Here is a 22536-nt window from a genome sequence, read left to right as displayed (position 1 = left end):
CACCGAACCCGAGGAGCCATCGGCTCTACTAATGGTTCTGCGCCACGAGGCGGTCGCTGATCTCGTTCGGCGGCACCGGGTGACCGAAGTGCCACCCCTGCCCGTTGTCGCAGCCGGTCGCACTGATGCGGTCGGCCTGCTCGGCGGTTTCGATACCCTCGGCGGTCACGGTGAGGCCGAGCCGGTGGCCGAGCGTGACGACGGTGGCGAGGAAGTCGTCATCGGTGCCGGGGCGGTGCGTCGCCGTCGGCCGGAACGCCGGCGTCGACGGACGGGTCAGGCTGGCGTCGAGTTTGAGGCCGTGCAGTGGCAGGGCGCGGAGGTTGGCCAGGTTCGCGTACCCGACGCCGAAGTCGTCGATGACGATGCGGACGCCGAGTTTCATCAGCGCGGTCAGGGTGTCTATCACGACGCCGGTCAGTTCGATCACGGCCTGCTCGGTGACCTCGAGCTGAAGCAGGTCCGGCGGCAGGCCGGTCCGGTCAAGGACCTGCGAGACCGCCCCGGCCATGCCGTCCTGGCGGAGCTGGCGCACCGACACGTTCACGCTCGCGTACAGGCCGGGTTGGCGGCGCTGCCACCGGCTGGCCTGGTGGCAGGCCTGCTCCAGCAGTTGGTTGCCCATCGCCACGACCAGGCCGGTGCGTTCGGCGAGTTCGACGAACCGTCCGGCGCCCAGCAGGCCGAGCTGGGGATGCTGCCAGCGCGCCAACGCCTCCACCCCGGTCAACCGTCCGGATCGGAGGTCGACGATGGGCTGGTAGGCGAGGGTGAACTCGCCCCGTCGCAGGGCCGCCGGCATGGCCACCGACAGCCGGTACCGCGCGGCGTCGGCTTTGCTGCGGTCCCGGTCGAACTGGCGCCAGGTCGCCTTCCCGTCCGCCTTGGCCCAGTGCAGCGCGATCTCGCTGGCCCGCAGCAGCTTCGCGGCGTTGCCGTCACGGACCGGTCCCTCGGCGACGCCCGCGCTCGCCGTCATCGGCACCTCGGTGTCGGCGACGTGGAACGGGGCAGCCAACGCGGCCAGCGCCTGGTCCAGGATCTTGATCGCGTCCTCGGCGCAGGTGGTGCCGACGACCAGGATCGCGAACCGGTCACTGTCCAGCCGGGCCACCAACTCGACCCGCGGGTCGGTGATCGCGTCGAGCCGGCCGGCGATGTCCCGGAGCAGCAGATCGCCCACCTGATGCCCGAGTACGTCGTTGACCGCCGCGAAGTCGTCGATGTCGACGCAGCAGACGCCGGCCCGGTCGAACGGTGTGCCGGCGGCGGACAGCCGCCCCAGCCGCTCGGTGAACAACGTCAGGTTGGGCAGACCGGTCAGCTGGTCGTGGGTGGCGAAGCGGCGGAACCGGGCCTCGCTGACCCGCAACGCCTCCTCGGCCCGGGTGTGTGCGGCCAGTGCGGCCAGCCGGACCGAGTCCTGGGCCTGCAGACTGCGGTCGTGCGCGGCGGACACGAAGCCGACCGCGATCTCGGCCAGCAGCCCGCTCAGCCGGGCGCTGAGCGTCGGGTCGGCAGCCATACGCAGATCGGTGAGCAGCCGCGAGCCGACGATCGCGATCGTCCGACCGAGCGCCTCCGGTGCCCCGAAGCCCGCGGCCACCAGGTCGGCGCCGATCCGCTGGCCGTCACCGGCGTCCGCCTGGTCGCCGAGGATCCCGGCGACCAGGCGGACAGTCAGCCCGGTGACGACACGGTGCCGCTCCTCGGCGCTGATCGGGACGTAGTGGGCCCGGTGCAACGCCGTGGCCCACACCCTGGCGAACTCCTCGACGCCCTGGCGGCGCCGGTGGTCGACCCCGGAGACCTCGGGCCGACCAGTCACCTGCGGCATCCAACTCCGACATAGAAGCTCATCTGCTCGGGATTCTCCCCGACGTCGGCCGGGTTCTCGGGCCGCCACAGCGGCGACCAGACCACCCCGGGCTCCACCAGGTCGAGGCCGGCGAAGAGGTCCTCCACCCGGGCCCGCGGACGGGCGGTGACCGGCGTGCTCGTCCGGCTGCTGAGCCGGGCGCCCTCCCCCATCTCGTCCGGCCGGCTGTCGGTGGTGACATGGCTGATCGCCACGCAACTGCCCGGGGCCAGCGCCGTCCACAGTCGCCGGACCAGACCCCACGGATCGTCCTCGTCGGGGATCGCGTGCACGACCGACACGAGCAGCAGGCCGACCGGCCGGTCGAGGTCCAGAAGCCGGCGGGTCTCCGGATGGTCGAGGATGGCCTCCGGATGACGCAGGTCCTCGAGCAGCGCGACGGCGTTCGGCTGACCGGCGAGGATCTGCGTGCTGTGCGCCACCGCTACCGGGTCGATGTCCACATAGACCACGCGGGCGTCCGAATCCACCTGCTGGGCGATCTCGTGCACGTTGCCCACCGTCGGGATGCCGGACCCGATGTCCAGGAACTGTCGCACCCCCTGGTCGAGCATGAACCGCACCGCGCGGTGCAGGAACTCCCGGTTCGCCCGCGCCACCATGCGCAGGCCCGGCACCGCCGCCATGGCCTGGCGGGCGAACTCCCGGTCGACCTCGAAGTTGTGCGAGCCGCCGAGCCAGTAGTCGTAGGCTCGGGCAACGCTCGGCCGGGTGAGATCAACGTCGTCTGGTGCCCAATCCGGCCGCTCCATTGCCGCCCTTCCTTACCGATGGTGACGTATCCGGCTCCACCCCCACCAGGGGATCTTTCGCTCGATGAGCGCACCGGGATCATGAAAGGTTAATGGTAACGAACCCTGCCGTTCTTCGCGATCACGGCCACCGCTCGATCCTGACCCGGGAGACAGGGATCGGACCGCATTCCCCGCCACCGGGCCGATTCGGACGATGATGGGCCGCCGAGGCCGAGGGAGCCGCTGTTCGCCCAGCTCAACGAGGGTCGATCCGGTACCGCGAGTTAGGGCAGGCAAACCTCACCAGCTACGGTAAGCCGAACCTGACCTCGTCGTCGTAGGAGCGCTGTGACCACCGTCGCCCACCGGGCAGCCACCCTCGGCCACCGTGCCGGCACCGGGGGTGGGCGCCGGCTCTGGGTCGCCCTGGCGGCCGCGCTGGTGCTGCTCGTCACCGTGCTGGCCAGCTTCGCCCTCGGCAGCCGGTCGCTCCCCGTGGACCAGGTGTGGTCCGCGCTGGTCGCGCCGGACGGCGGGGAGGCGAGCACCATCGTCCGCGAGCTCCGGTTGCCGCGTACGGCGCTCGGCCTCGCCGTCGGCCTGGCGCTCGCGGTGGCCGGCGTGCTCTTCCAGGCGCTCACCCGCAACCCGCTGGCCGAACCACGGATCCTCGGCATCAGCGCCGGCGCGTCGTTCGGCGTGGTGCTGGCCATCTCCGTGTTCGGGGTGGGCACGCTGGCCGGCTACGTGTGGTTCGGGATCGGCGGCGCGGTGCTCGCCGGGTTGCTGGTCCTCGCCGTCGCCGCCCGGGCCTGGGAGGGCGCCAGTCCGATCACCCTCGCGCTGGTCGGCGCGGCCCTGGACGCCAGTCTCGCCTCGATGGTGTACGCGCTGCTCAGCATCGACGCCCGCACCTTCGAGGAGTACCGGTTCTGGGTGGTCGGCGGACTCGCCGGCCGGGACCTCTCCGTCGCCGTGCAGGTGGTGCCGTTCGTGCTCGCCGGACTGGCGCTGGCCGCCCTGGTCGCCCGGGGCCTGGACGCGCTCGCCCTCGGCGACGACGTGGCCCGTGGCCTCGGCCACCGGATCGGGCTGGTCCGGCTCGGGGGCGGTGCCGCCGCCGTGCTGCTGACCGGGGCCGCCGTCGCCGCCGCCGGGCCGGTCGCGTTCGTCGGGCTGGCCGTGCCGCACATGGCCCGGGCGCTGGTCGGCGCCGACCACCGCTGGACCCTCGCGGTCTCCGCGCTGCTCGGACCGGCGCTGCTGCTGGGCGCCGACATCGTCGGCCGGCTGGTCGCCCCGCCCGGCGAGATACCCGCCGGCATCGTCACGGCGCTGGTCGGCGCGCCTCTGCTCGCCGTGCTGGTGCGGCGTGCCCGGTTGGTGACCGCGTGAGCACCATCGCCCGAACCAGTGGTGCCCGTTCCGTCGGCTCGGCGGCCCACCGGCTACCGGGTCGGTCACTGCTCCGGGTCGGCCCGGTGAGCGTGCAGATCCGACGCCGTTCGGTGCTGGTCGCCGCCACGTTGACCGGGCTGCTGGCGGTGGCCGGGGTGGTGAGCCTCTCCCTCGGCACCCCGTACGTCGCCGCAGTCGACGTCCTGCGGGCGCTCTCCGGTGTCGGCACCCCGTACGACCTGGTCGTCCTGGAGTTGCGGCTGCCCCGGCTGGTACTGGCGGCGGTGGCCGGCGCGGCGTTCGGGGTGGCCGGGACGCTGATCCAGAGCGTCTCCCGTAATCCACTCGCGAGTCCGGACGTCATCGGTATCACCCAGGGTGCCGGGCTCGCCGCGACGATCGCCCTGACCAGCGGCGCGGCGGCGGTGGTGGTCGGGCCGGCGGCGCTGGCCGGCGGTCTCGTGGCCGCCGCCGGGGTGCTCGCCCTCGGTGCCCGGCACGGGCTCGCCGCCCAGCGGTTCGTGCTGGCCGGGGTAGCGGTCGCGTTCGCCCTGCGGGCGCTGACCGAGGTGGTCATGCTCACTGCCGACCCGATCGACGGTCTCCGGGCGCAGATCTGGCTGGTCGGCACGCTCGCCGGCAAGGGCTGGACGGAGTCCGCCTGGATCGCCGCCACGCTGCTCGTCCTGCTGCCCGTGCTGGTCTGGTCCGGTTGGGCGCTGAACAGCGCCGCGCTGGACGACGACACCGCCCGGGGCATCGGCCTGCGTCCGGTGGCCCGCCGGATCGGGCTCGCCGGCACCGGCGTGCTCGCCGCCGCGATGGTCACCGCCCAGGTCGGCGCGGTGGACTTCGTCGCCCTGGTCGCGCCGCAGGTGGCACGGCGGCTGGTCCGGGCGGAACGGCCACCGCTGCTCTGCTCCGCGTTGCTCGGCGCCCTGCTGCTGGTGCTGGCCGACCTGGCCGCCCGGCGGCTCTTCGCGCCCACCCAACTCCCGGCCGGCGTGCTGACCGCCGCGATCGGCGGCCCCTACCTGATCTTCCTGCTGCTGCGGGGTCGCCGGAGGTCGTCGTGACCACCGCCGGCACCCGACGCCCCGCCGGGCCCTCTTCCGTCGCCACCGCCGCTGCCGTCGCGGCTGCCCCGAACCCCGCCGAGGAGGCGTGATGCTCTCCACCCGCGACCTGGTCGTCGGCTACGACGAGCGGACCGTGCTGGACGGGCTGGACCTGGACCTGCCCGCCGACGCGTTCACCGTGATCGTCGGGCCGAACGCCTGCGGCAAGTCGACCCTGCTCCGGACCATGGCCCGGCTGCTCACCCCGCGACGCGGCACCGTGCTGCTGGACGGCGCCGCCATCCGGGAGCTGCCAACGAGGGAGGTGGCCCGCCGGCTCGGCGTGCTGCCGCAGAGCCCGCTGGTGCCCGAGGGCGTCACCGTGGCCGACCTGGTCGGCCGGGGCCGGCAGCCGTACCAACGCTGGTGGCGGCAGTGGTCGGAGCAGGACAGCGAAGCGGTGGACCGGGCGATGACCCTGGCGGACGTCGCCGACCTCGCGACCCGGCCGGTGGACACCCTCTCCGGCGGCCAGCGGCAACGGGTGTGGATCGCCATGACCCTCGCCCAGGACACCGAGGCACTGCTGCTGGACGAGCCGACCACCTTCCTCGACCTGGCCCACCAGGTGGAGGTGCTGGACCTGCTGCACCGGCTGCGCACCGAACGCGGTCGCACCGTGGTCGCCGTGCTGCACGACCTCAACCAGGCCGCCCGCTACGCCGACCACCTGATCGCGATGCGGGCCGGCGCCGTGGTGGCCGCCGGTCCGCCGCGCGAGATCCTCACCGCGGACCTGGTCCGAGCGGTGTTCGGGCTCGACTGCGTGGTCGTGCCCTGCCCGGTGACCGGCGCTCCGCTGGTGGTGCCCGCCCTGACCACTCCCACGCTGGCCGCCGCTGCCGGCACCTCCTCGGCCGCCGGATCGTCCGGCGCCGTACCCGTCGCCGACGAGGAAGCCCTCGCCGGCTCGTCCCCCTCGGAAGGAATCTGATGCGTCGTCTCGTCGCCGCCCTCGCCGCGGCCGTCGCCCTCGGCGTCGGACTCACCGCCTGCGGTGAGAGCGACCCGGTTGCCGGTACGGCTGGTGGGGAGACCGTGGAGATCACCCACGCCATGGGCGCCACCAAGATCCCGGTCGAGCCCAAGCGGGTCGTCGTCCTGGACACCGACAAGATCGACACCGCGTTGACCCTCGGGGTCACACCGGTCGGCGCCGCCACCGCCGGCGAGGCGAGGAGCTGGCCGACCTACTTCGGCGAGGAGAAGCTCGCCGGCATCAAGGAGGTCGGCGTCCTCACCGAACCCGACCTGGAGGCGATCAACGCCCTGAAGCCCGACCTCATCCTCGGCAGCAAGTTCCGGCAGGAGAAGTTCTACGACGAGCTGTCCGCCATCGCGCCGACGGTCTTCACCGAGATGGTCGGCATCACCTGGAAGGAGAACTTCCTCCTCGACGGCAAGGCGCTCGGCAAGGAGCAGGAGGCCAAGGACCAGCTCGCCCAGTACGAGGCACGGGCGAAGAAGTTCGGCACCGACCTCGGTGACGCCGCCAACCGCAAGATCTCCATCGTCCGGTTCATGCCCACCGAGATCCGCGTGTACGGACCCGACTCGTTCTCCGGCATCGTGCTCGGCGACACCGGCCTGGGCCGCCCCGAGCGGCAGCTGCTCGCCGGCAAGGAGGACAAGCGGATGGACCGGGTCAGCCCGGAGCGGATCAGCGAGGTCGACGGTGACGTCGTCTTCGTGACCGCGTACGGCGAGAAGGCCGCCGCCGAGCAGGCCAAGGTCACTGGCGGCACGCTCTGGAAGGGCCTGTCGGCCGTCCAGGCGGGCAAGGCGCACGTGGTCTCCGACGAGATCTGGATGACCGGCATCGGCATCGGCGCCGCCAACAAGATCCTCGACGACCTGGCGAAGTACCTGGCCGCCTGATCGCCTCCCCTGCCGAACGGCCCCTGGCCCGGTCCCGCCCTGTCGTGGCGGGCCGGGCCAGGGGCCGTTTCGTCACGTCGATCATGGACTTTGGGCACCGCCGAAATCCGACAATCATCACTCGTCAGGCGCCACAACTCCATGATCGACGCATGGTTGCGCTCCCGGGCGGGGTGGCTGTGGGCGGCGCTCGTGTGCACCCTTGACGGGCTCCACGTCGCTCATTAGGGTCCGGGCCGTAATAGTGTTGACGAACGGAGACGCCAATGCCCCTCAGCCGTCGAGCACTCCTCGCGGGTAGCGCCGCCACCACGGCTTCCCTGGCAGTCGGGCAGGGCGTGCTCTCCTCGCCGGCCGCTGCGGCGGACGACGCCCTCACCCCGACCAATTTCGGTCCCGCCTCTTTGACCGCCGCTGTACGCGGTGCCGCCGTCGTCGGCGACCGTGTCTTCATCACCTCACGCTTCAACACCCCCGAGGGGAAGATGCGCCTCGGTGAGTTCGACGTCCACACCGGCGAGAACCACGCCATCGTGGATCTGGTGATTCCCAGCAACGGTGGCCAGAAGGCCGCCGCGGACGGCAGGTACGTCTACATCGGCCCGGCCGGCAGCGCCCACGTCTACCGGTACGACCCACAGACCCGGGAGGTCGTGGCCTGGGCGCGGGCCGGCGGGGCGACCACCTGGTACTACGACATGGTGGTGCACGGAGAGCACCTGTACGTCGGCACGTACCCGGACTGCACGGTGAAGCGGATCCGGCTGGCCGACGCCACCGTCGAGACGTACGGCCGGATCTCGACCTCGCAGTACGCGGCGGCCGTGGCGGTCGACGACGAGTACGTCTACGGCGGCTCGGCCGCCCCCGGCACCCTCCTGGTCTGGCCGAAGGCCGGCGGCACACCGACCAACCTGACGCCGCACCTCAGCTCCTCCCCCGTGGGCATCCTCGACATGACCGTCAAGGACGGGATCATCTACGTCGCCAGCGGCCGACAGCTGATCTCCTTCCGCCGCGACGGCTCCGAGCGGGTCTCCCGGGACATCCCGGTGGAGGACCGCTACGTCGACCAGGTCACCGTCGGCAGCGACGGCAAGGTGTACGCGCTGTGCCGACTGACCACCAACCTGTACGAGGTGACGCCCGACGGCCTGACCAAGGTGGGCCAGCCCCTCGCCGACGTGGAGAACCAGTTGCTCGCCCCGCTGCCCGGTGGGGCGCTGCTCGGCGTCAGCGGGTTGGGGCACGTGTGGAAGGCGACCCCCGGTGGCCCGGCGACGGTGTGGCAAACCGCCACCCGCGGCTTCGGCTACCCGGAGACCATCCAGTCGATGATGCGGCACACCCGTAACACGATCTGGGTCGGCGGGCACTACGCCATGACGGTGCACCGCCCCGAGACCGGCACGAGCGACCGTTTCGACATCAACGGCGAGGTCAAGGCGATGGCCGAGGGCAAGGCCGGCGTCGTGTACGCGGGCCTGTACCCGAGCACGCAGATCGTCTCGGTCGACCCGGACAGCTACACCATCACGGTGCTGGGGCTGCTCGGCAACGAGCAGTTGCGCACCAAGCGGATCCACCACGACAAGCCGCGCAACCAGCTGATCGTCGCGTCCAGCCCGCAGACCACCAAGCACACCGGCGCGCTGACCTTCGTCGACCTGACCGACAACACCTTCGACACGCACCGGGAGTTCCTGCCCGAGCAGAGCGTCATGGACGTCGTCGTGCAGGGCACCACCGCGTACATCGTCGGAGACACATACGGCGAGGGCACCAGCGGGCCCATCCGCAAGGTCGCCCAGGTGGCGGCCGTGGACATCGTCACGCGACAGCTGCTGTGGCGGGAGGAGATCAAGCCCGACTGGCTGTCGTACGAGAGCCTCCACGTGGTGGGCAACCTGCTCTACGCGATGGGCCGCCGCCCGCGCGGCGCGTGGTTCGCCTACGACCTGCACACCCGCACCATCGTGATGGAGGGCGACCTCGGCGGCTACGGCCAGTTCAACGGGGTCGACGGTCGGGTCTTCTCCTGGGTGCACTGGACGAACGACATCTGCGAACTGCCGACCGTCCCCGGCGGCGAGGTCACCACGCTGTACGACAACGTGCCGCGCGGCTGGTACAACAACCCGTCGTTCCACTTCACCCCGGACGGCAGGTCCACCTGGGGCATGCTCGGCAACGACCTGGCCCACTTCCCCCTGCCAAAGAAGTAGCGCAACAGGGTGGGGGACGCGTTCCGGTAGCGGGACGCGGCCCGACGCCGAACAGACGGCACCCGAGCAGGTACGACACCACTTCCTCAGCCGCCAGCTCGCCCTCACCCTGCTGTTCTCACCAGCCCAGCGCGGGCTCGCCCAACACCTGGCCCCCGACCGCCGCCGCGAGGTCGTACGCGAGGTCGGGCCGCGCCGGATGCACGTGGACGTAGAGGCTGTGGCCGGGCGGCGCCGGGGTGTGCCACAGTTCCACGCCGTTGATGGCGAGTTGGAAGCCAGTCCGGGTGTGGTTACCCGGCCAGCAGACGTCCCACGAGATCGACGCGCGGTCCGTGGCCACGGCGGCCAGGATGGTGTCGGCCAGGTCGTTCGGCAGCGGATGCTCGTGGATGAGGATCTCGGCGCGGATCGGCGGGACCTGCCGGAGCGCCGCCACGACCTCGGTCGTCAGATCCGTGATCACGTACGCGCTGCCGTCCCGCCCGACGCTCGGCCGCTCGTCCGCCGGAAGCCAAGGCTCCAGAACGCTCCAGGTCCGCTGCAGCAGGGCGGCCGGAATGGTCAGCGACACGTCGGGGCCGACGCCCAGGTAACGGTCCAGCCCCCGCGTGTCGGTTTCCACGCGGGCCAGGATGTCCTTCGGGCAGCCGCAGCCGGTCCAGGCGAGGGCCAGCAGGCGCTGGGCCATGGCGGACGCGGCGTCGAGGTCGTCACCGGTGTGGATCCGATAGACGGCGGAGTTCCCCGTGATCCGTAGTGTCCCAGGCCATACGGGAGCGACCGAAAGGGGTTTTCGGACCGTGGTCGATGCGGGTGCGGGTCGGCAGGTGACCTCAACCGGTGACGTCGAGGCGGAACAGGTCGGCGGCGTTGCGCCAGGCGACCCGTTCGGCCAGCTCCGGATCCAGGTCGGCGGCGAGCACCGCCCCGTACGCGGCGGCCGGGTCGATCAGCGTGGCGTCGGTGCCGAACAGCAGCCGCCGGGGGTCGACCGCCGCGGCGACCGCGGCGAAGCGTCCCGCCTCGGTGTGCGAGAAGCACGGTTCGAGCCAGAGCCGGTCGACCGCGTTCGCCGCCTCGATCGCGTGCCGCCAGCCGTTGGCGCCCATGTGCCCGGCGATGGCCCGCAAGGTGGGGATGTCCACGCAGGCCTGGGCCAGGTCCAGCGGAGTGGCGTTCCAGGTGTGCACCAGGGCGGGCAGGTCGTGCGCGGCGACCAGTTCCAGCGCCGCCCGGGTCTGCGGGGAGGTCACCGGGGAGTCGGCGTAGTCGGTGTGGATCTTCACGCCGACGAAGCGTCCGGTGGGCAGCAGCTCGCGCAGGTCCCGTTCGGCGTCGTCGAGGCGGCGCGGGTTGACCGTGAGATAGCCGAGCAGCCGTTCGCTGCGCTCCAGCGTCCGGGCCATCGCCCGGTTGCCGGCGGTCACGTCGTAGATCACCGCCTCGGTGGCCGACACGACGGCGAGGTCGATGCCGTAGCGGTCCATCACCGCGAGGTTGGTGGCGAGGTCGCCGACGTCCATGCTGAAGAACCACGGTCCCCAGTGGGCGTGCACGTCGATGATCATGCTGACGGCCTTGGGATCCAGTGGGCGTGCACGTCGATGATCATGTCGGCGGCTCCAGGATCCGCTGGGCGTTGCCGCCCGCCACGGCGGCCACCTCGGCCGGGGTGAGGCCGCTGCGGGCCAGCCGGAGCCGGGGCACGACGGCCTCGTACCAGGGCGTCCGGGAGCCGTAGAGCAGGCGCTCGACGCCGAGGTGTTCCGCGACGGTCTCCAGCGCGTCGGGCGAGTTGAGCAGGCGGGTGGAGGTGTGGAAGCCCGGTTCGTCACGGGCGGCCACCACGAAGTCGCCCAGGTGGTAGAAGTGCGTGTCGAGGAAGACGACGGTGGCCCCGGCCAGCGGACGCCAGAACCGGCGGACGTCGCCACCGGTCAGCACGACCAGCCCGGCCTCGGTGGCGCGGCGGGCGACGTGCCGCACGGAGGGGAAGTCCGCCTCGACCTTCTGCTCGTCGGGGAAGAGCCGCACCGCGCGGAAGCCCCGCTCGGCCAGCCGGACCACCTCCCGCTCGGCTCCGAGCGGGTCACGCAGGTCGACTCCACCCACCGGGAGCACGTCCGGGCCGGCGAGGGCCGCCGCCTCGTCGTTGCCGGTGGTCATGTCGAACAGGGCGGCCCGCAGGCTGGCCACGGCCGCCCGGCCGATCCCGTTGGCGGCCAGGGCGGCGGCCACCTGCCGGGGGTCGCCGGTGGGTCCGGGACGGTCGGCGTACCGGCCGACCAGCACGTCGACGTCGAGGGTGACGGTGGGCAGGTCGCCGGCGGTGAACGGGCCCGTCACGGCCGCCCCGCCGGGCCACCAGCCCCAGCACCACGGCGAGCCACCGCGAGCACCCGGGCCCGGTCGTCGGCGGGCAACACCGGGCCGTACGGGTCGACGGCGTACGCGGCCGGGATCCGTCCCTCGGCGGCGGCGATCCAGAGCATCCGGCGCACGTAGCCCTCCATCGGCTCGGTGAAGGTCACCTCGGCGAGCCGGTCCAGGCGCGCGGAGGCGGCGACGAAGTCGGCGTACCGCTGCTCCGCGAAGGCCCGGAGCACCTCGGCGGTGACGGGCACCGCGGCGGCGGCGAGGCCGACCAGGGCGGCCTGCGCGCCCCACATGAGGGACGGGCCGAACATGCGGTCCTCCCCGGTGATGGCGAGACGGTCGGCGGCGTGGGCGGAGGCGAGCGCCGCCTGGCAGGCCACCGCGTCGTGCAGCCGGGCGACCTTGACCCCGGCGACGCCGGGGTGGGCGAGCAGGTCGGCCAGGTCCGCCGGACGGTAGGGCCGCAGGTAGAGGTCGAAGGCGAGCATCGGCAGCCCGGCGGCCCGCCAGATCGCGTCGTGGTGGGCGAGCGGGTCGGCCTCGACCGGGAAGACCAGCACCCCGGCCGCGCCGAGGTCGGCGGCGCGGGCGGCCTCGGCGGCGACCTGGTCGGTGCGCTCCCCCGGCCGGCCGCCCACTCCGACGATGACCGGTACGCCGGTGTCGACCGCGCACCGGGTGACCAGTTCACGGGCCATCTCGACGAGGTGGGGGCCGCGTCCGGTGTGCGCGAGTACCGCGAGGGCGTCCACGCCGTCGTCCACCAGCCCCCGCAGGTAGCGGCCGAGCAGCGCGGGGTCGATCGCACCGGCGGCGTCCATGGGTGTCGCGGCGGCGGCGACGAGGCGCCAGCGCAGCCGGTCCCGCAGCGCGGCGGCGGCCGGGGCCAGCTCCGCGGGACGCGACGCCCTGGTATCGGCGATGATCATGCTGTCACGGCGGCGCGGACGGCCTGCGCGATCTCGTCGACGTGGTCGTCGGTGTACCGCTCGTTCCAGTCGACGACCAGCAGGGTCGAGTCGATCAGCCGTTCGGCGGCCGGGCAGAGGCCCGGCCCGTAGGTGGGCACCTTGTCGGCGGGCGGCGCGGTGAGCGGGTAGCGGGTGCCGCCGTACACCGGGGCCTCGGTGAGCACCGGCGCGCAGTGCAGCGGCTGCTCGAGGTAGCCGGCGCGGGCCGGAATCCCGGCGGCGGCGAGCCGCGCGGCGACCGCCCGGTTGGTCAGCGGCGGGTCCAGCACGATCGGGAAGAGCCACCAGGCGTGGGCGTCGACGTCGGCGGGCAGGCGCACGCCGGGCAGGTCGGCCAGGGCGGCGTGCAGCCGGGCCGCGGTCCGGCGCCGGTCGGCGAGCACGCCGGGCAGCTTGGCGAGCTGGGCGCGGGCGACCGCGCCGGCCAGCTCCGTCATCCGGTAGTTCATGCCGAGGCTGGCGTGCTGCCGGCCGCCGTCGCGCGGCCAGCCCTTGTCGGCGAAGAGCCGCATCCGCCGAGCCAGCACCGGGTCGTCGGTGATCGTCAGTCCGCCGTCGCCGCAGGTGATGTGCTTCCACTGCTGGAGGCTGAAGCAGCCGATCGTGCCGGCGGTGCCGGCGAGGGTGCCGTCGGGGTAGCGGGCGAGCCACGCCTGGGCGCAGTCCTCGATCAGCGGCACCCCGGCGTCGTCGGCCACCGCGCGGAGGTCGGCGGTGGCGCCGAAGAGGTGCACCGCGAGGATCGCCTTCGTGCGCGGTCCGATCGCGGCGGCGACGGCCGCCGGGTCCAGGTTCCCGGTGTACGGGTCGACGTCGGCGAAGACCGGCACGGCGTTCTGGGCGAGGATGGGCGCGACGGTGCCGAAGTCACTGATCGGCGAGGTGATGATCTCGTCGCCGGGGTCGGGGGCGACGGCGGCGACGGCCAGGTGCAGGGCTGCCGTACCGGAGCTGGCGGCCACGGCGTGCGCGACGCCGTGCAGGTCGGCCATCTCCCGTTCCAGGGCCTTCACCTCGGTGCCCCAGACGGAGCTGAGCATGCCCGACTGGAGGACGCGGGCGACGCCGGCCAGTTCCTCCTCGCCGAGGGTCCGGCCGTCGGCACTGCCCATGCTGGGAAACGACACGCATCCTCCCGGGGTTTCACGAATACCGGGCCTGACCGTAATCTTGACCACCAGAACACGCAACCCTTCAGGAGGCAGCTGTGAGCATCGAGATCGGGGTCGTCGGGCCGCACGACCTGGTCGACGACGTGGCAGCCACCTGCGAGGAGCAGCCGGGCGTCACGGCCCGCCGACTGCACTACTACCACGAGTCACAGGCGCCGGCCCTGGTGGAGGCGCACGGCGCCCAGGTCCAGGGCTGGCTGTTCACCGGCGTCGTGCCGTACACCCTGGCCCGGGAGGCGAACGTCCTACATCGTCCGGCCGCCTTCGTCGACTACACCGGCGCCACGCTGTTGCAGGCCACCGTACGGCTGCTGCGCGACGGGCGCGACGTCACCCGGCTCTCGATCGACACCGTCACCGGCACGGACGTGGCGGCGACCTTCGGCGAGGCGGGCCTGCCGGTCGACCGGGTCCGCTCGCTGCCGTACCGGGGCGGGCTCAGCTCCGACGACGTCGTCGCCTTCCACCGGCGGCAGCACCGGGCCGGCGCCCAGGTCGCCGTCACCTGCATCAGTTCGGTGTACGAGGTGCTGCGCCACGAGATGACGGCGTACCGGCTCGCGCCCTCCGTGCACTCGGTACGCACGGCGCTGCGCCAGTTGCTGCTGCACGCCGACAGCCAGGCCCAGGAGGACGCCCAGATCGCGCTCGGCCTGGCCAGCCTCTCCGACGGCGACGCCGGGCTGCTCAAGGAGGTCGCCACCCTCGGCGGCACGCTGGCCAGGTTCGCGCCGGACACGCATCTGATCGTCACCACCCGTGGTCCGCTGCACGACGAGACGGCGGGCTTCACCACGTTGCCGATGCTGCGTCGGCTCGCCGACCGGCACGACCGCGTCCAGATCGGCTTCGGCCTCGGCCGCAGCGCGGCGGAGGCGGAGAACCTGGCGCGCCGCGCGCTGAGCCGGGCCCGCCGGGTCGGGCCCATCACGGCAGTGCTCTCCCTGCGCGGCGACACCGACATCGTGCTGGAGTCGACCATGCCGACGCCGCAGCCGGCCGAGGCCAACCTGGCGGTCATCGCGCAGCGGGTCGGCCTGTCGGTGCCGACGCTGCTGCGGCTGCGGGAGGTCCGTGCCGCGGCCGGCGAGGAGCCGCTGACAAGCCGGGAGGTGGCCGACCATCTCAAGGTGCAGCAGCGCACCGCCCGACGGATGCTGCACCGCCTCGAACTGGCCGGGCTGGCCGAACGGCTCGGCAACCTGGCCTCCGGCACCAGCGGCCGCCCGCTGACCCTCTACCGCCTCACCCTCTGAACCGTCCGAGCCCGCTGCCAGGGGGCCCGGTCCGTGCCCCGTGACACGGACCGGGCCACGTCACCTCAGGACAACCACTGGTCCAGGTGCTCGGCGACGAACGGGTCGTCGCGCAGGTGCGGGTACGCGGCGTGCACCCGGTCGAGTTCGGCGAGCTGGCCGGGCGACAGCTCCTCGGCCGGGTCGAGGCACCAGCGGCCGGCCAGCAGACCCTGCCGACGCAGCACCTCGTGGATGCCGGGGATGCAGCCGTGGTAGCCGTTCGCGGCGTCGAAGATGGCGGCGTTGGCGTCGGTGAGGTGCCCGTCCAGGGTGAGCAGCCGGCGCAGCGCCGCGTCGTCGCCGCCCCGGGCGGCCCGGGCGTCGTCGAGCAGGTCCACCGCGGTACGCGCCCAGACTGCCCACTGGCCGAGCAGACCGCCGACGAACTCCACCTCCACCGGCCGGCCGTCCACGACCACCCGGTGCGGTGCGACCAGGTCGGCGAGGATGTGGTCGTCGTTGCCGGTGTAGAGGGCCAGGTCGCCCTGCCGGCCGGCGGCGCACACGCCGTGCAGCACGTCCAGCGTGCGGTAGCGGTCGAAGGGCGCGACCTTGATGCCGACCACGCAGTCCAGCGCGGCGAGCCGGGACCAGAATCCCCGGGACAGCTCCCGTCCGCCCACCGCTGGCTGGAGATAGAAGCCGATCACCGGCAGCACCTCGCCGACCGCGCGGGCCCGCTCGATCAGCGCGTCCTCGTCCAGCGGGGCGTACGGCGACAGCAGGACCAGGTGGTAGCCGAGCGAGGCGGCCAGTTCGGCCTCGCGGACCGCCTGGGCGGTGTCGCCGCAGGCCCCCGCGACCAGGATGGCGTCCGAACCCGCGGCCGTCTCGGCGGCCAGTTCCAGCACCGGGGCGAGCAGGCCGACCTGGGGATCGTGGATGGCGAACTGGGTGGTGTGCACGCCGACGGCGATACCGCCCGCGCCGGAGGCGAGGTAGTAGCGGGTCAACGCCCGCTGCCGACGCTCGTCGAGCCGCCGGTCGGCGTCGAGGGCGAGCGGGTGGGCGGGGATGACACAGCCCCGCGCGAACCGGGCCAGGGCCTCGCTCTGACGGGTCTGGGATGCGGTCAACACGATCTCTCCTAGAAGTTGCCGTCGCGGCGCTGGAATCCGGTCGGCTTGCCGAGCAGGGGACGGCCGTCGGCGACCCACTCCGCCGTCAGGTCGATCAGCTCGGCGACCGGCACGTCGGGGTAGCCGAAGAGCCGGTGGCAGAGCTGGGCGTTGGACAGCAGCGCGGTCGGCGCCTCGGTGCCGGTGAGGTGCGCCTCGCGGCCCATCCGGGCGGCGAGCGCGGTGGCGATCTGACGGATGGAGACGAGTTCCGGCCCGGTCAGGTTCAACACGAACGGCGGTGTCCGGGTGTGGTGCAGGGCGCGCAGGGTGACCTCGTTGGCGTAGCCCTGCCAGACGATGTTGGCGTGGCCCATGGTGACGTCGACCGGCTGGCCGGCCAGGACCGCGGCGGCGACATCGACGAGGACGCCGTAGCGCATCTCGACGGCGTAGTTGAGCCGGATCAGCGCCAGTGGGGTGTCGTCGCGGAGGGAGAAGTGGGTCAGGACGCGTTCGCGGCCCAGGCAGGACATGGCGTACTCGCCGACCGGCTCGACCGGCGTCTGCTCGACGCAGCCGCCGCTGGTGACCGGCACCAGGGGGTAGACGTTTCCGGTGCTCAGCGCGACGATGCGCGAGCCGGCGAAGCGCTGCGCGACCCGGCCGGGCAGGTAGGCGTTGGTGGCCCAGGTGGCGTGCTCCCGGCCGGACGTGCCGAACTTGGCCCCGACCAGGAAGAGCACGTTCGCCGCGTCGGGCAGCGCGGCCAAGGCGGCGTCGTCGGAGATGTCCGCCTCGACGACCTCCGCGCCCTCGGCGCGCAGCGCGTCGGCGAGCCCGGGTTCGGAGAAGCGGGACACGGTGATCACCCGCGCGCCGGTGCCCGCCGCGGCGACGCCGCGCAGCGCCAGCCGGACCAGGCTCGGACCGAGCTTGCCGCCCGCGCCCAGGACGAGGATGTCGCCGTCGAGCTTGCGCAGGTCGTCCACCAGGACGTCCCGCGGACGCGAGAGCCGCTCCTCCAGTTCCGCCACCGTACGCATGCCAGAGCACCCCTTCCTCAGTAACGGTCATGACCGTAACTTCCGCACAGAGGGGCGTCAAGGTCTTGGAGTCCTGCTTCCGTCCCGGCAACACAACCCCGTGTCGATTACGGACGCGACCGCGCCGCGCGACAGCCCCGCCGGACGCGCGCCGAGGCGAACCGGAGGCGTTCCCGGGGCGGGCCGCCGGGCCGGGAACGCCTCCGGCCAGCGCGCGGGCAGAGGTGAGGACGTCGAGCCGGGGGCTCAGGCCAGCGCGCGGGCGGAGGTGAGGACGTCGAGCACCGCGCGGGTCTGCGCCCACGGCACCGGGCTCGGCGCGCCGTGCACCATGGCGAGGAAGGCGTCGACAGTGGACCGGAAGCCCAGTTCGTCCGCGCCGCCGCGGAGCACCACCCGCCGTTCGCCGGCGACGGTGTGGACGGTCACCTCGTACGACTCCCCCTCGCTGACGCCGAGCACCTCGACGGTGCCGAGCACACCGTTGTCCCAGCGGAGGGCCAGCACGCCGGTGTCCTCCGAACGCAGGCCGTGGTGGTGGCGTACCGCGCCGGCGGCGCCGACCAGCCGGACCGCCGGCCCCAGCAGCGCGACCAGCAGCTCCACCCCGTGCAGGCCCATCATCACCAGCGTGCCGCCGCCCACCGTCGGGTCGTCCTGCCACGGGTTGTAGCCGGTGGCCCAGAGGCCCACGTCGTGTCGCACCGTCGCGCGGACCGCCAGCACCTGATCCCGGGGCACGTCGAACCCGACGAACTCCGGGGCGAACCGCAGCACGGACGAGGTGAGCACCAGCTCCGGCGAGCGCGACACCACCTGTTCCAGCCGGTCGAACTGTTCCCGGGTGGCCGCCGCGGGCTTGTTGACGAAGCAGGGGAGCTTGCGGTCGAGGATCCGGCCCAGCGCCGCCGGCACGTCCGAGGTGGGCACGGTGAGGACCACGCCGTCCGGACCGGCGGCGAGCAGCGCGTCGAGGTCCGGGACCACCACGGCATCCGGCTGCTCGGCCCGGAACCGGGCCAGCCGCTGCGGGTCGGGCTCCCACACCACCAGCTCCGCCACGTTCCGCAGGGTCCGGGCGTCGGTGTACGGGTGGCTGGTGGCGAGTCCGGCGAGGGCGATGCGCATGAGCGCAGAGGCTACCCAGCCCGCCGCCGACCACGCCACCGCAGGTCAGCGTGGCCAGGAGCCGGGATTCCGCAGGTCAGCCTCAGGACTCCGACGACCTCAGCCGGTCTGCGCGAGCAGGTCCGGGGTGACCTCGTGGCACAACGGGTCACCCCGGAGGAACCGGGCGACCTCCGCCACGACGATGTCCCCGGCCCGCCGCCGGGACTCGACCGTGCCCGCCGACTCGTGCGGCGTCAGCAGCACGTTCGGCAGCGCCCGCAGCGGATGGTCGACCGGCAGTGGCTCGGCGTCGAAGACGTCCAACGCGGCGTCGATCCGCCCGGTGGCCAGTTCGGCCAGCAGCGCGGCCTCGTCGACCAACGCGGCGCGGGCGGTGTTGACCAGCAGGGCGCCGTCGGGCAGGAGGGCCAACTCCCGCGCGCCGATCATGCGGGTGGTTTCCGGCAGCACCGGCGCGTGCAGGGAGACCACCCGGGAGCGGGCGAGCAGGTCGGCCAGGTCGGTCCGCTCGACGCCGAGCAGGTCGGCCTGCTCCGACGACAGGTACGGGTCGCTGACCAGCACCCGCGCGCCGAGCGCGCGCACCAGCCCCAGGTACGCCCGTCCGGTGCGGGATGCGCCGACCACCCCGACGGTCGCGCCGCGTAGTTCCCGGCGGGGCGGAGCCGCCTTCGCCGTCGCCCAGTCCACCCCGGTACGCAGCGCGTGGTCGAAGCGGTGCAGCCGGTGCAGCAGGGCGAGGGTGAGCGCGAGGGCCTGCTCCCCCACCGCGTACCCCATCGCGTCGCCGGCTTGGGTGACGCGGACGCCCCGGGCGAAGCTCTCCGGGGTGACGAACGGCTTCACGCTGGCCCCGGTGTGCGCGAGCAGCCGCAGCCGGGGTGCGGCGGCGAGCACCCCGGCGGTCAGCGGGGCGGTGCCCCAGCCGGTGACCACCACGTCGGCGTCGGCGAGCAGCGCCGCGAGCACCGTCGGGTCCCCGACGTCGGCGCCGGGTGGCGGCAGCCGTACCGCGCCCGACCGGGCCAGGGCGGCGATGCCGGCGGGGTCGAGGAACAGCGCGCGGACCTGCGGTGATGCCGCGACCGCGATGACCGTGCCGCTCACCCCTTGATGCCCGTGGTCGCGACGCCCTCCTGGAAGTAGCGCTGCCCGACCAGGTACGCCATGAAGATCGGCACGAACGCCACCACCGAGCCGGCGAGCAGCACGTTCAACGGGACGCTCTCCTGCTGGAGCGAGGCGATGCCGGTGGTCAGGGTCCGCATGTCGAGACTCTGCCCGACGATGAGCGGCCAGAGGAAGTCGTTCCAGTGCCAGAGGAAGACGAAGACCCCGAGGGTCGCCAGGATCGGCTTGATCAGCGGCAACACGATCGAGACGTACACCCGCCACTCGGAGCAGCCGTCGAGGCGGGCCGCCTCGAAGATCGAGTCGGGCAGCGAGGCGATGAACTGCCGCATGAGGAAGACCGCCTGGGCGTTGGCCAGGGTCGGCACGATCATGCCCCAGTAGGTGTCCACCCCGTTCAGCTCGCTGATGATGATGAACGTCGGGATCATCGTGACGTGGTACGGCACCATCAGCATGGCCAGGAACGACCAGAACAGCGTCTCCTTGCCCGGGAACCGTTTCTTGGCGAAGGCGTAGCCGGCCATCGAGGCGAACAGCAGCACGCCGACCACCGACACCACCGAGTAGACGATGGTGTTCCACATCCAGCGCAGCACGCTCTTGGCCCCGACGACCTGGTCGTACGCCTCGGTGGAGAACGGCCAGGGCAGCAGGCTGTCCGGGAAGGTGACCGGTCCGGTCGGCTTGAACGACAGCACGACCATCGCGTAGAAGGGGAAGAGGGTGATCGCGGCGCCCACCAGCAGCAGCACCGTCCGCGTGACGAGCCAGCCGCGGCCGGGCCGACCCGCCCGGTACCTCCGGCGTCGTCCGCGACCAGGCGCGACGGTCGCCTCGGCGACGGCGACGGGCACCGGCGTAACGGTCTCGGTCACTTTTCCTCCCTCCCGAGGGTCAACCGCTGGATCAGCGCCACCACGATCGTCATCACGAACAGCGCGACCCCGATGGCGCTGGCGTAACCCAGGTCGAAGTACTTGAAGCCCTGGTCGTAGAGGAGGTAGACCAGGCTGTAGCTGGCCCGTACCGGCCCGCCGCTGGTCATCACGTAGATCATGTCGAAGACCTGGACGGCGACGGTGGTCTCGATGATGGCGACGAAGAACAGCGCCGGTCGGAGCTGCGGCAGCGTGACGTAGCGGAACCGCTGCCAGGCCGAGGCGCCGTCGGTCAGCGCGGCCTCCTCCAGCTCGGCGGGGATGTCCTGCAGGCGGGCGAGCAGGATGAGCATGCCGTAGCCGAAGCGGGACCAGACCGAGACCAGCACCACGGCCGGGATGACCAGCACACTGTCGGCGAGCCAGGAACCCTGCGGCAGGCCGAGCGCGCCCATCGCCTGGGACCACGGACCGCCCTCGGAGAAGACCCAGGTGAAGATCACCCCGGCGAGGACCAGGCTGGTCACCACCGGCAGGAAGAACACCGACCGGAACAGCTTCACGCCGCGGAAGGCGCGCCGGGTCAGCAGGGCCATGCCGAGCGACGCCAGCATCGACAGGGGTACGGAGAGCGCGGTGAAGACGACCGTCACGCGCAACGCCGACCAGAAGGTCGGGTCGTCGACCAGCCGCCGAAAGTTCTCCAGACCGACGAAGGCGGTGTCGCCTCCGATGGTGTAGTCGGTGAAGCCGAGGACCACCCCGGCGATCGCCGGTCCGAACCGGAACAGGGCGAACAACACCAGGAACGGCAGGACGAAGAGCAGTGCGGTGCCGGCCTCCCGGGCGGACGGGCGGCGGACGCGTCGTCGGCGATTCGCCGGCAATGCAACCATGTGACAACCTTTCCGGCGCCGCGCGGTGGGCGTGCTCGCCGCCCACCGCGCGGTGCGTGGTGACTAGCCGAGCAGCGCGTTGGCGGCCTTCGCCGCGTCGTCGAGCGCCTGGTCGACGGACTTCTTGCCGAGCAGGGCGGCCTGGATCTCCGGGGAGAGGACGCCCTGGATGTCGCGGGCCTTCTCGTGCAGCGGGCCGACGGTGCTGCTGCCGACCTGCTTCTCCTGCTCACCGAGGATCGGGTCGCCGGCGTACAGCGAGCCGGTGGACTTGTGCGGGGAGAAGAAGCCGGAGGCGAGGTCGTACTTCTTGGTCTGCTCGGCGTTGGTCGCGAAGGCGAGCCACTTGCCGGCCGCCTCCTTGTCCTTGGCGTTCTTCAACATCGACAGCGAGCCGACGGTGCCGTAGCCGATCTGCTTGGTTCCGGTGAAGTGCGGGACGATCTGGACGTTCTCCTTGCCCCAGACCTTCTCGACCTCGCTCACCGGCACGTACCACGCGCAGCCGACCTTGTCCTGCGCGATGCGGGTCTGCTCGATCGGCGGCGTGGCGGTGATCAGGGACTTGTCGACGTAGCCGCCGTCGACGAGCTGCTTGAGGAAGTTCAGCGCGCTCTTGCCCTCGGCGCTGTTGAACGTGACCGACTTGCCGTCGGGGCTGAACACGTCGCCCCCGGCCTGCCAGAGCAGCGGGTAGAAGGTCTGGTTCAGGGTCTGCTTGGCGTCACCGGCGTAGGCGACGATGTCGTAGCCCTTGGCCTTGAACTTCGGGGCCAGGGTGAGCAGGTCGTTCCAGCTCGTCGGGTAGGTCGTCTCGCCGACGGCCGTGAAGACCTTCTTGTTGCAGACCGGGGTGGCAGCGCTGGTGAGGATCGGAGCGCCCATCATCTTGCCGTCGATGCTCACCGACTGCACCACGTTCTCGTGCAGGTCGCTCTTGGTCGCCTCGTCGAGGTACTTGTCGACCGGCTCGATGTTGCGGGCGTACTTGGGCAGCTGGTCGGGGATGAGGTAGACGACGTCCGGTCCCTTGTTGCCGGCGATCGCGGTGGCCAGCGCCTGGTCGCGGTTGGCCCACGGGAAGATCTCGGTCTTGACCTTGATGCCCGGGTTGGCGGTCTCGAACGCCTTGGCGGCCTCGTCCCAGTAGGCCCGGTGCTTCGCCTCGTCGAAGATCACCGGGTAGATCCACATTGTCACGGTCTTGTCGGAGTCACCGGATCCGGAGCCACCACAGCCGGTGACCGCGAGGGCGGCCGTGAGGGCCACCGCGACAGCCGACAGGCTCTTCCGAACATGCATCTCGCGTCCTTCCGGGGGAGGTCAGGTGGGCAGTACATT

The 22536-nt window shown here is 72.3% G+C and carries 20 protein-coding genes; 6 read left to right on the top strand and 14 right to left on the bottom strand.

Annotation, left to right across the window (positions count from 1 at the left end; all coding sequences use genetic code 11):
* Window positions 1–28 precede the first annotated feature (28 nt).
* Window positions 29–1828 carry a putative bifunctional diguanylate cyclase/phosphodiesterase gene (locus GA0074692_RS06375; RefSeq protein ID WP_141725184.1) on the bottom strand — a complete coding sequence of 600 codons (1800 nt, stop codon included), beginning with the start codon at window positions 1826–1828 and terminating at the stop codon, window positions 29–31.
* Window positions 1825–2631 carry an SAM-dependent methyltransferase gene (locus GA0074692_RS06370; RefSeq protein WP_091640360.1) on the bottom strand — a complete coding sequence of 269 codons (807 nt, stop codon included), beginning with the start codon at window positions 2629–2631 and terminating at the stop codon, window positions 1825–1827. Before GA0074692_RS06370 ends, GA0074692_RS06375 begins: the two co-directional genes overlap by 4 nt.
* Window positions 2632–2961: 330 nt before the next feature.
* Between GA0074692_RS06370 and GA0074692_RS06365 the strand changes: the two genes are divergently transcribed.
* The 5 genes from GA0074692_RS06365 to GA0074692_RS06345 all read left to right on the top strand — a co-directional run bounded on the left by GA0074692_RS06365 (window position 2962) and on the right by GA0074692_RS06345 (window position 9232).
* Entirely contained in the window at window positions 2962–4008 is a 1047-nt protein-coding gene (locus GA0074692_RS06365; protein WP_091640357.1) for a FecCD family ABC transporter permease, read from the top strand.
* The gene (locus GA0074692_RS06360; protein ID WP_245730199.1) at window positions 4005–5087 is read left to right on the top strand and encodes a FecCD family ABC transporter permease; all 1083 of its coding nucleotides are present in this window, start codon (window positions 4005–4007) and stop codon (window positions 5085–5087) included. Before GA0074692_RS06365 ends, GA0074692_RS06360 begins: the two co-directional genes overlap by 4 nt.
* A gap of 91 nt (window positions 5088–5178) precedes the next feature.
* Entirely contained in the window at window positions 5179–6063 is an 885-nt protein-coding gene (locus GA0074692_RS06355; RefSeq protein WP_091640354.1) for an ABC transporter ATP-binding protein, read from the top strand.
* Window positions 6063–7007, top strand: coding sequence for an ABC transporter substrate-binding protein (locus GA0074692_RS06350; RefSeq protein WP_091640351.1), 945 nt, complete (start codon window positions 6063–6065; stop codon window positions 7005–7007). The genes GA0074692_RS06355 and GA0074692_RS06350 overlap by 1 nt, the downstream gene beginning before the upstream one ends.
* A 266-nt stretch (window positions 7008–7273) precedes the next feature.
* Window positions 7274–9232 carry a YncE family protein gene (locus GA0074692_RS06345; RefSeq protein WP_141725183.1) on the top strand — a complete coding sequence of 653 codons (1959 nt, stop codon included), beginning with the start codon at window positions 7274–7276 and terminating at the stop codon, window positions 9230–9232.
* A gap of 118 nt (window positions 9233–9350) precedes the next feature.
* On the opposite strand, the gene GA0074692_RS06340 is transcribed toward GA0074692_RS06345, so the two are convergent.
* From GA0074692_RS06340 to GA0074692_RS06320, 5 genes are all read right to left on the bottom strand, one after another.
* Entirely contained in the window at window positions 9351–9923 is a 573-nt protein-coding gene (locus tag GA0074692_RS06340; protein WP_091640346.1) for a hypothetical protein, read from the bottom strand.
* Between the two features lie 145 nt (window positions 9924–10068).
* A complete protein-coding gene (locus GA0074692_RS06335) occupies window positions 10069–10803 on the bottom strand; it encodes an amidohydrolase family protein (protein ID WP_091640344.1) in 735 nt (244 codons plus the stop codon).
* A 40-nt stretch (window positions 10804–10843) separates the two neighbouring features.
* On the bottom strand, window positions 10844–11581 hold the full coding sequence (locus GA0074692_RS06330) for an amidohydrolase family protein (protein ID WP_176738330.1): 738 nt from the start codon (window positions 11579–11581) through the stop codon (window positions 10844–10846).
* The gene (locus GA0074692_RS06325; protein WP_091640341.1) at window positions 11578–12540 is read right to left on the bottom strand and encodes a dihydrodipicolinate synthase family protein; all 963 of its coding nucleotides are present in this window, start codon (window positions 12538–12540) and stop codon (window positions 11578–11580) included. The genes GA0074692_RS06330 and GA0074692_RS06325 overlap by 4 nt, the downstream gene beginning before the upstream one ends.
* Window positions 12537–13709, bottom strand: coding sequence for a DegT/DnrJ/EryC1/StrS family aminotransferase (locus GA0074692_RS06320; RefSeq protein WP_218106582.1), 1173 nt, complete (start codon window positions 13707–13709; stop codon window positions 12537–12539). The genes GA0074692_RS06325 and GA0074692_RS06320 overlap by 4 nt, the downstream gene beginning before the upstream one ends.
* An 80-nt stretch (window positions 13710–13789) precedes the next feature.
* On the opposite strand from GA0074692_RS06320, the gene GA0074692_RS06315 reads away from it, so the two are divergent.
* Complete coding sequence (locus GA0074692_RS06315; RefSeq protein WP_091640336.1) at window positions 13790–15010, top strand: response regulator; 1221 nt, start codon at window positions 13790–13792, stop codon at window positions 15008–15010.
* Window positions 15011–15075: 65 nt separating this feature from the next.
* On the opposite strand, the gene GA0074692_RS06310 is transcribed toward GA0074692_RS06315, so the two are convergent.
* From GA0074692_RS06310 to GA0074692_RS06280, 7 genes are all read right to left on the bottom strand, one after another.
* Window positions 15076–16131 (bottom strand): dihydrodipicolinate synthase family protein, encoded by a 1056-nt coding sequence (locus tag GA0074692_RS06310; protein ID WP_218106581.1) that lies wholly within the window; start codon window positions 16129–16131, stop codon window positions 15076–15078.
* Between the two features lie 8 nt (window positions 16132–16139).
* On the bottom strand, window positions 16140–17156 hold the full coding sequence (locus tag GA0074692_RS06305; protein ID WP_091640334.1) for an NAD-dependent epimerase/dehydratase family protein: 1017 nt from the start codon (window positions 17154–17156) through the stop codon (window positions 16140–16142).
* 246 nt (window positions 17157–17402) lie between these two features.
* Complete coding sequence (locus tag GA0074692_RS06300; protein WP_091640332.1) at window positions 17403–18284, bottom strand: Gfo/Idh/MocA family protein; 882 nt, start codon at window positions 18282–18284, stop codon at window positions 17403–17405.
* Between the two features lie 99 nt (window positions 18285–18383).
* Window positions 18384–19394: a hydroxyacid dehydrogenase gene (locus GA0074692_RS06295; protein ID WP_091640330.1), complete on the bottom strand. Its 1011-nt coding sequence runs from the start codon at window positions 19392–19394 to the stop codon at window positions 18384–18386.
* Window positions 19391–20296, bottom strand: coding sequence for a carbohydrate ABC transporter permease (locus GA0074692_RS06290; protein WP_218106580.1), 906 nt, complete (start codon window positions 20294–20296; stop codon window positions 19391–19393). The genes GA0074692_RS06295 and GA0074692_RS06290 overlap by 4 nt, the downstream gene beginning before the upstream one ends.
* The gene (locus GA0074692_RS06285; RefSeq protein ID WP_091640328.1) at window positions 20293–21195 is read right to left on the bottom strand and encodes a carbohydrate ABC transporter permease; all 903 of its coding nucleotides are present in this window, start codon (window positions 21193–21195) and stop codon (window positions 20293–20295) included. Before GA0074692_RS06285 ends, GA0074692_RS06290 begins: the two co-directional genes overlap by 4 nt.
* 63 nt (window positions 21196–21258) lie before the next feature.
* Window positions 21259–22497 carry an ABC transporter substrate-binding protein gene (locus tag GA0074692_RS06280; protein ID WP_091640326.1) on the bottom strand — a complete coding sequence of 413 codons (1239 nt, stop codon included), beginning with the start codon at window positions 22495–22497 and terminating at the stop codon, window positions 21259–21261.
* Between the last annotated feature and the right edge of the window lie 39 nt (window positions 22498–22536).

Origin of the sequence: Micromonospora pallida (assembly GCF_900090325.1) — a bacterium.
In the GTDB taxonomy this organism is placed as follows: Bacteria; Actinomycetota; Actinomycetes; order Mycobacteriales; family Micromonosporaceae; genus Micromonospora; species Micromonospora pallida.
The sequence above is the reverse complement of the archived record's forward strand: the minus strand, read 5'-3'. Positions and strand labels throughout refer to the sequence as shown.

Coding starts and splice junctions, on each gene's coding strand:
- GA0074692_RS06370 (WP_091640360.1), bottom strand. CDS start 2,631: ATGGAGCGGCCGGATTGGGCACCAGACGACGTTGATCTCACCCGGCCG.
- GA0074692_RS06285 (WP_091640328.1), bottom strand. CDS start 21,195: ATGGTTGCATTGCCGGCGAATCGCCGACGACGCGTCCGCCGCCCGTCC.
- GA0074692_RS06340 (WP_091640346.1), bottom strand. CDS start 9,923: ATGGCCCAGCGCCTGCTGGCCCTCGCCTGGACCGGCTGCGGCTGCCCG.
- GA0074692_RS06345 (WP_141725183.1), top strand. CDS start 7,274: ATGCCCCTCAGCCGTCGAGCACTCCTCGCGGGTAGCGCCGCCACCACG.
- GA0074692_RS06325 (WP_091640341.1), bottom strand. CDS start 12,540: ATGATCATCGCCGATACCAGGGCGTCGCGTCCCGCGGAGCTGGCCCCG.
- GA0074692_RS06335 (WP_091640344.1), bottom strand. CDS start 10,803: ATGATCATCGACGTGCACGCCCACTGGGGACCGTGGTTCTTCAGCATG.
- GA0074692_RS06300 (WP_091640332.1), bottom strand. CDS start 18,284: ATGCGCATCGCCCTCGCCGGACTCGCCACCAGCCACCCGTACACCGAC.
- GA0074692_RS06305 (WP_091640334.1), bottom strand. CDS start 17,156: ATGCGTACGGTGGCGGAACTGGAGGAGCGGCTCTCGCGTCCGCGGGAC.
- GA0074692_RS06280 (WP_091640326.1), bottom strand. CDS start 22,497: ATGCATGTTCGGAAGAGCCTGTCGGCTGTCGCGGTGGCCCTCACGGCC.
- GA0074692_RS06350 (WP_091640351.1), top strand. CDS start 6,063: ATGCGTCGTCTCGTCGCCGCCCTCGCCGCGGCCGTCGCCCTCGGCGTC.
- GA0074692_RS06355 (WP_091640354.1), top strand. CDS start 5,179: ATGCTCTCCACCCGCGACCTGGTCGTCGGCTACGACGAGCGGACCGTG.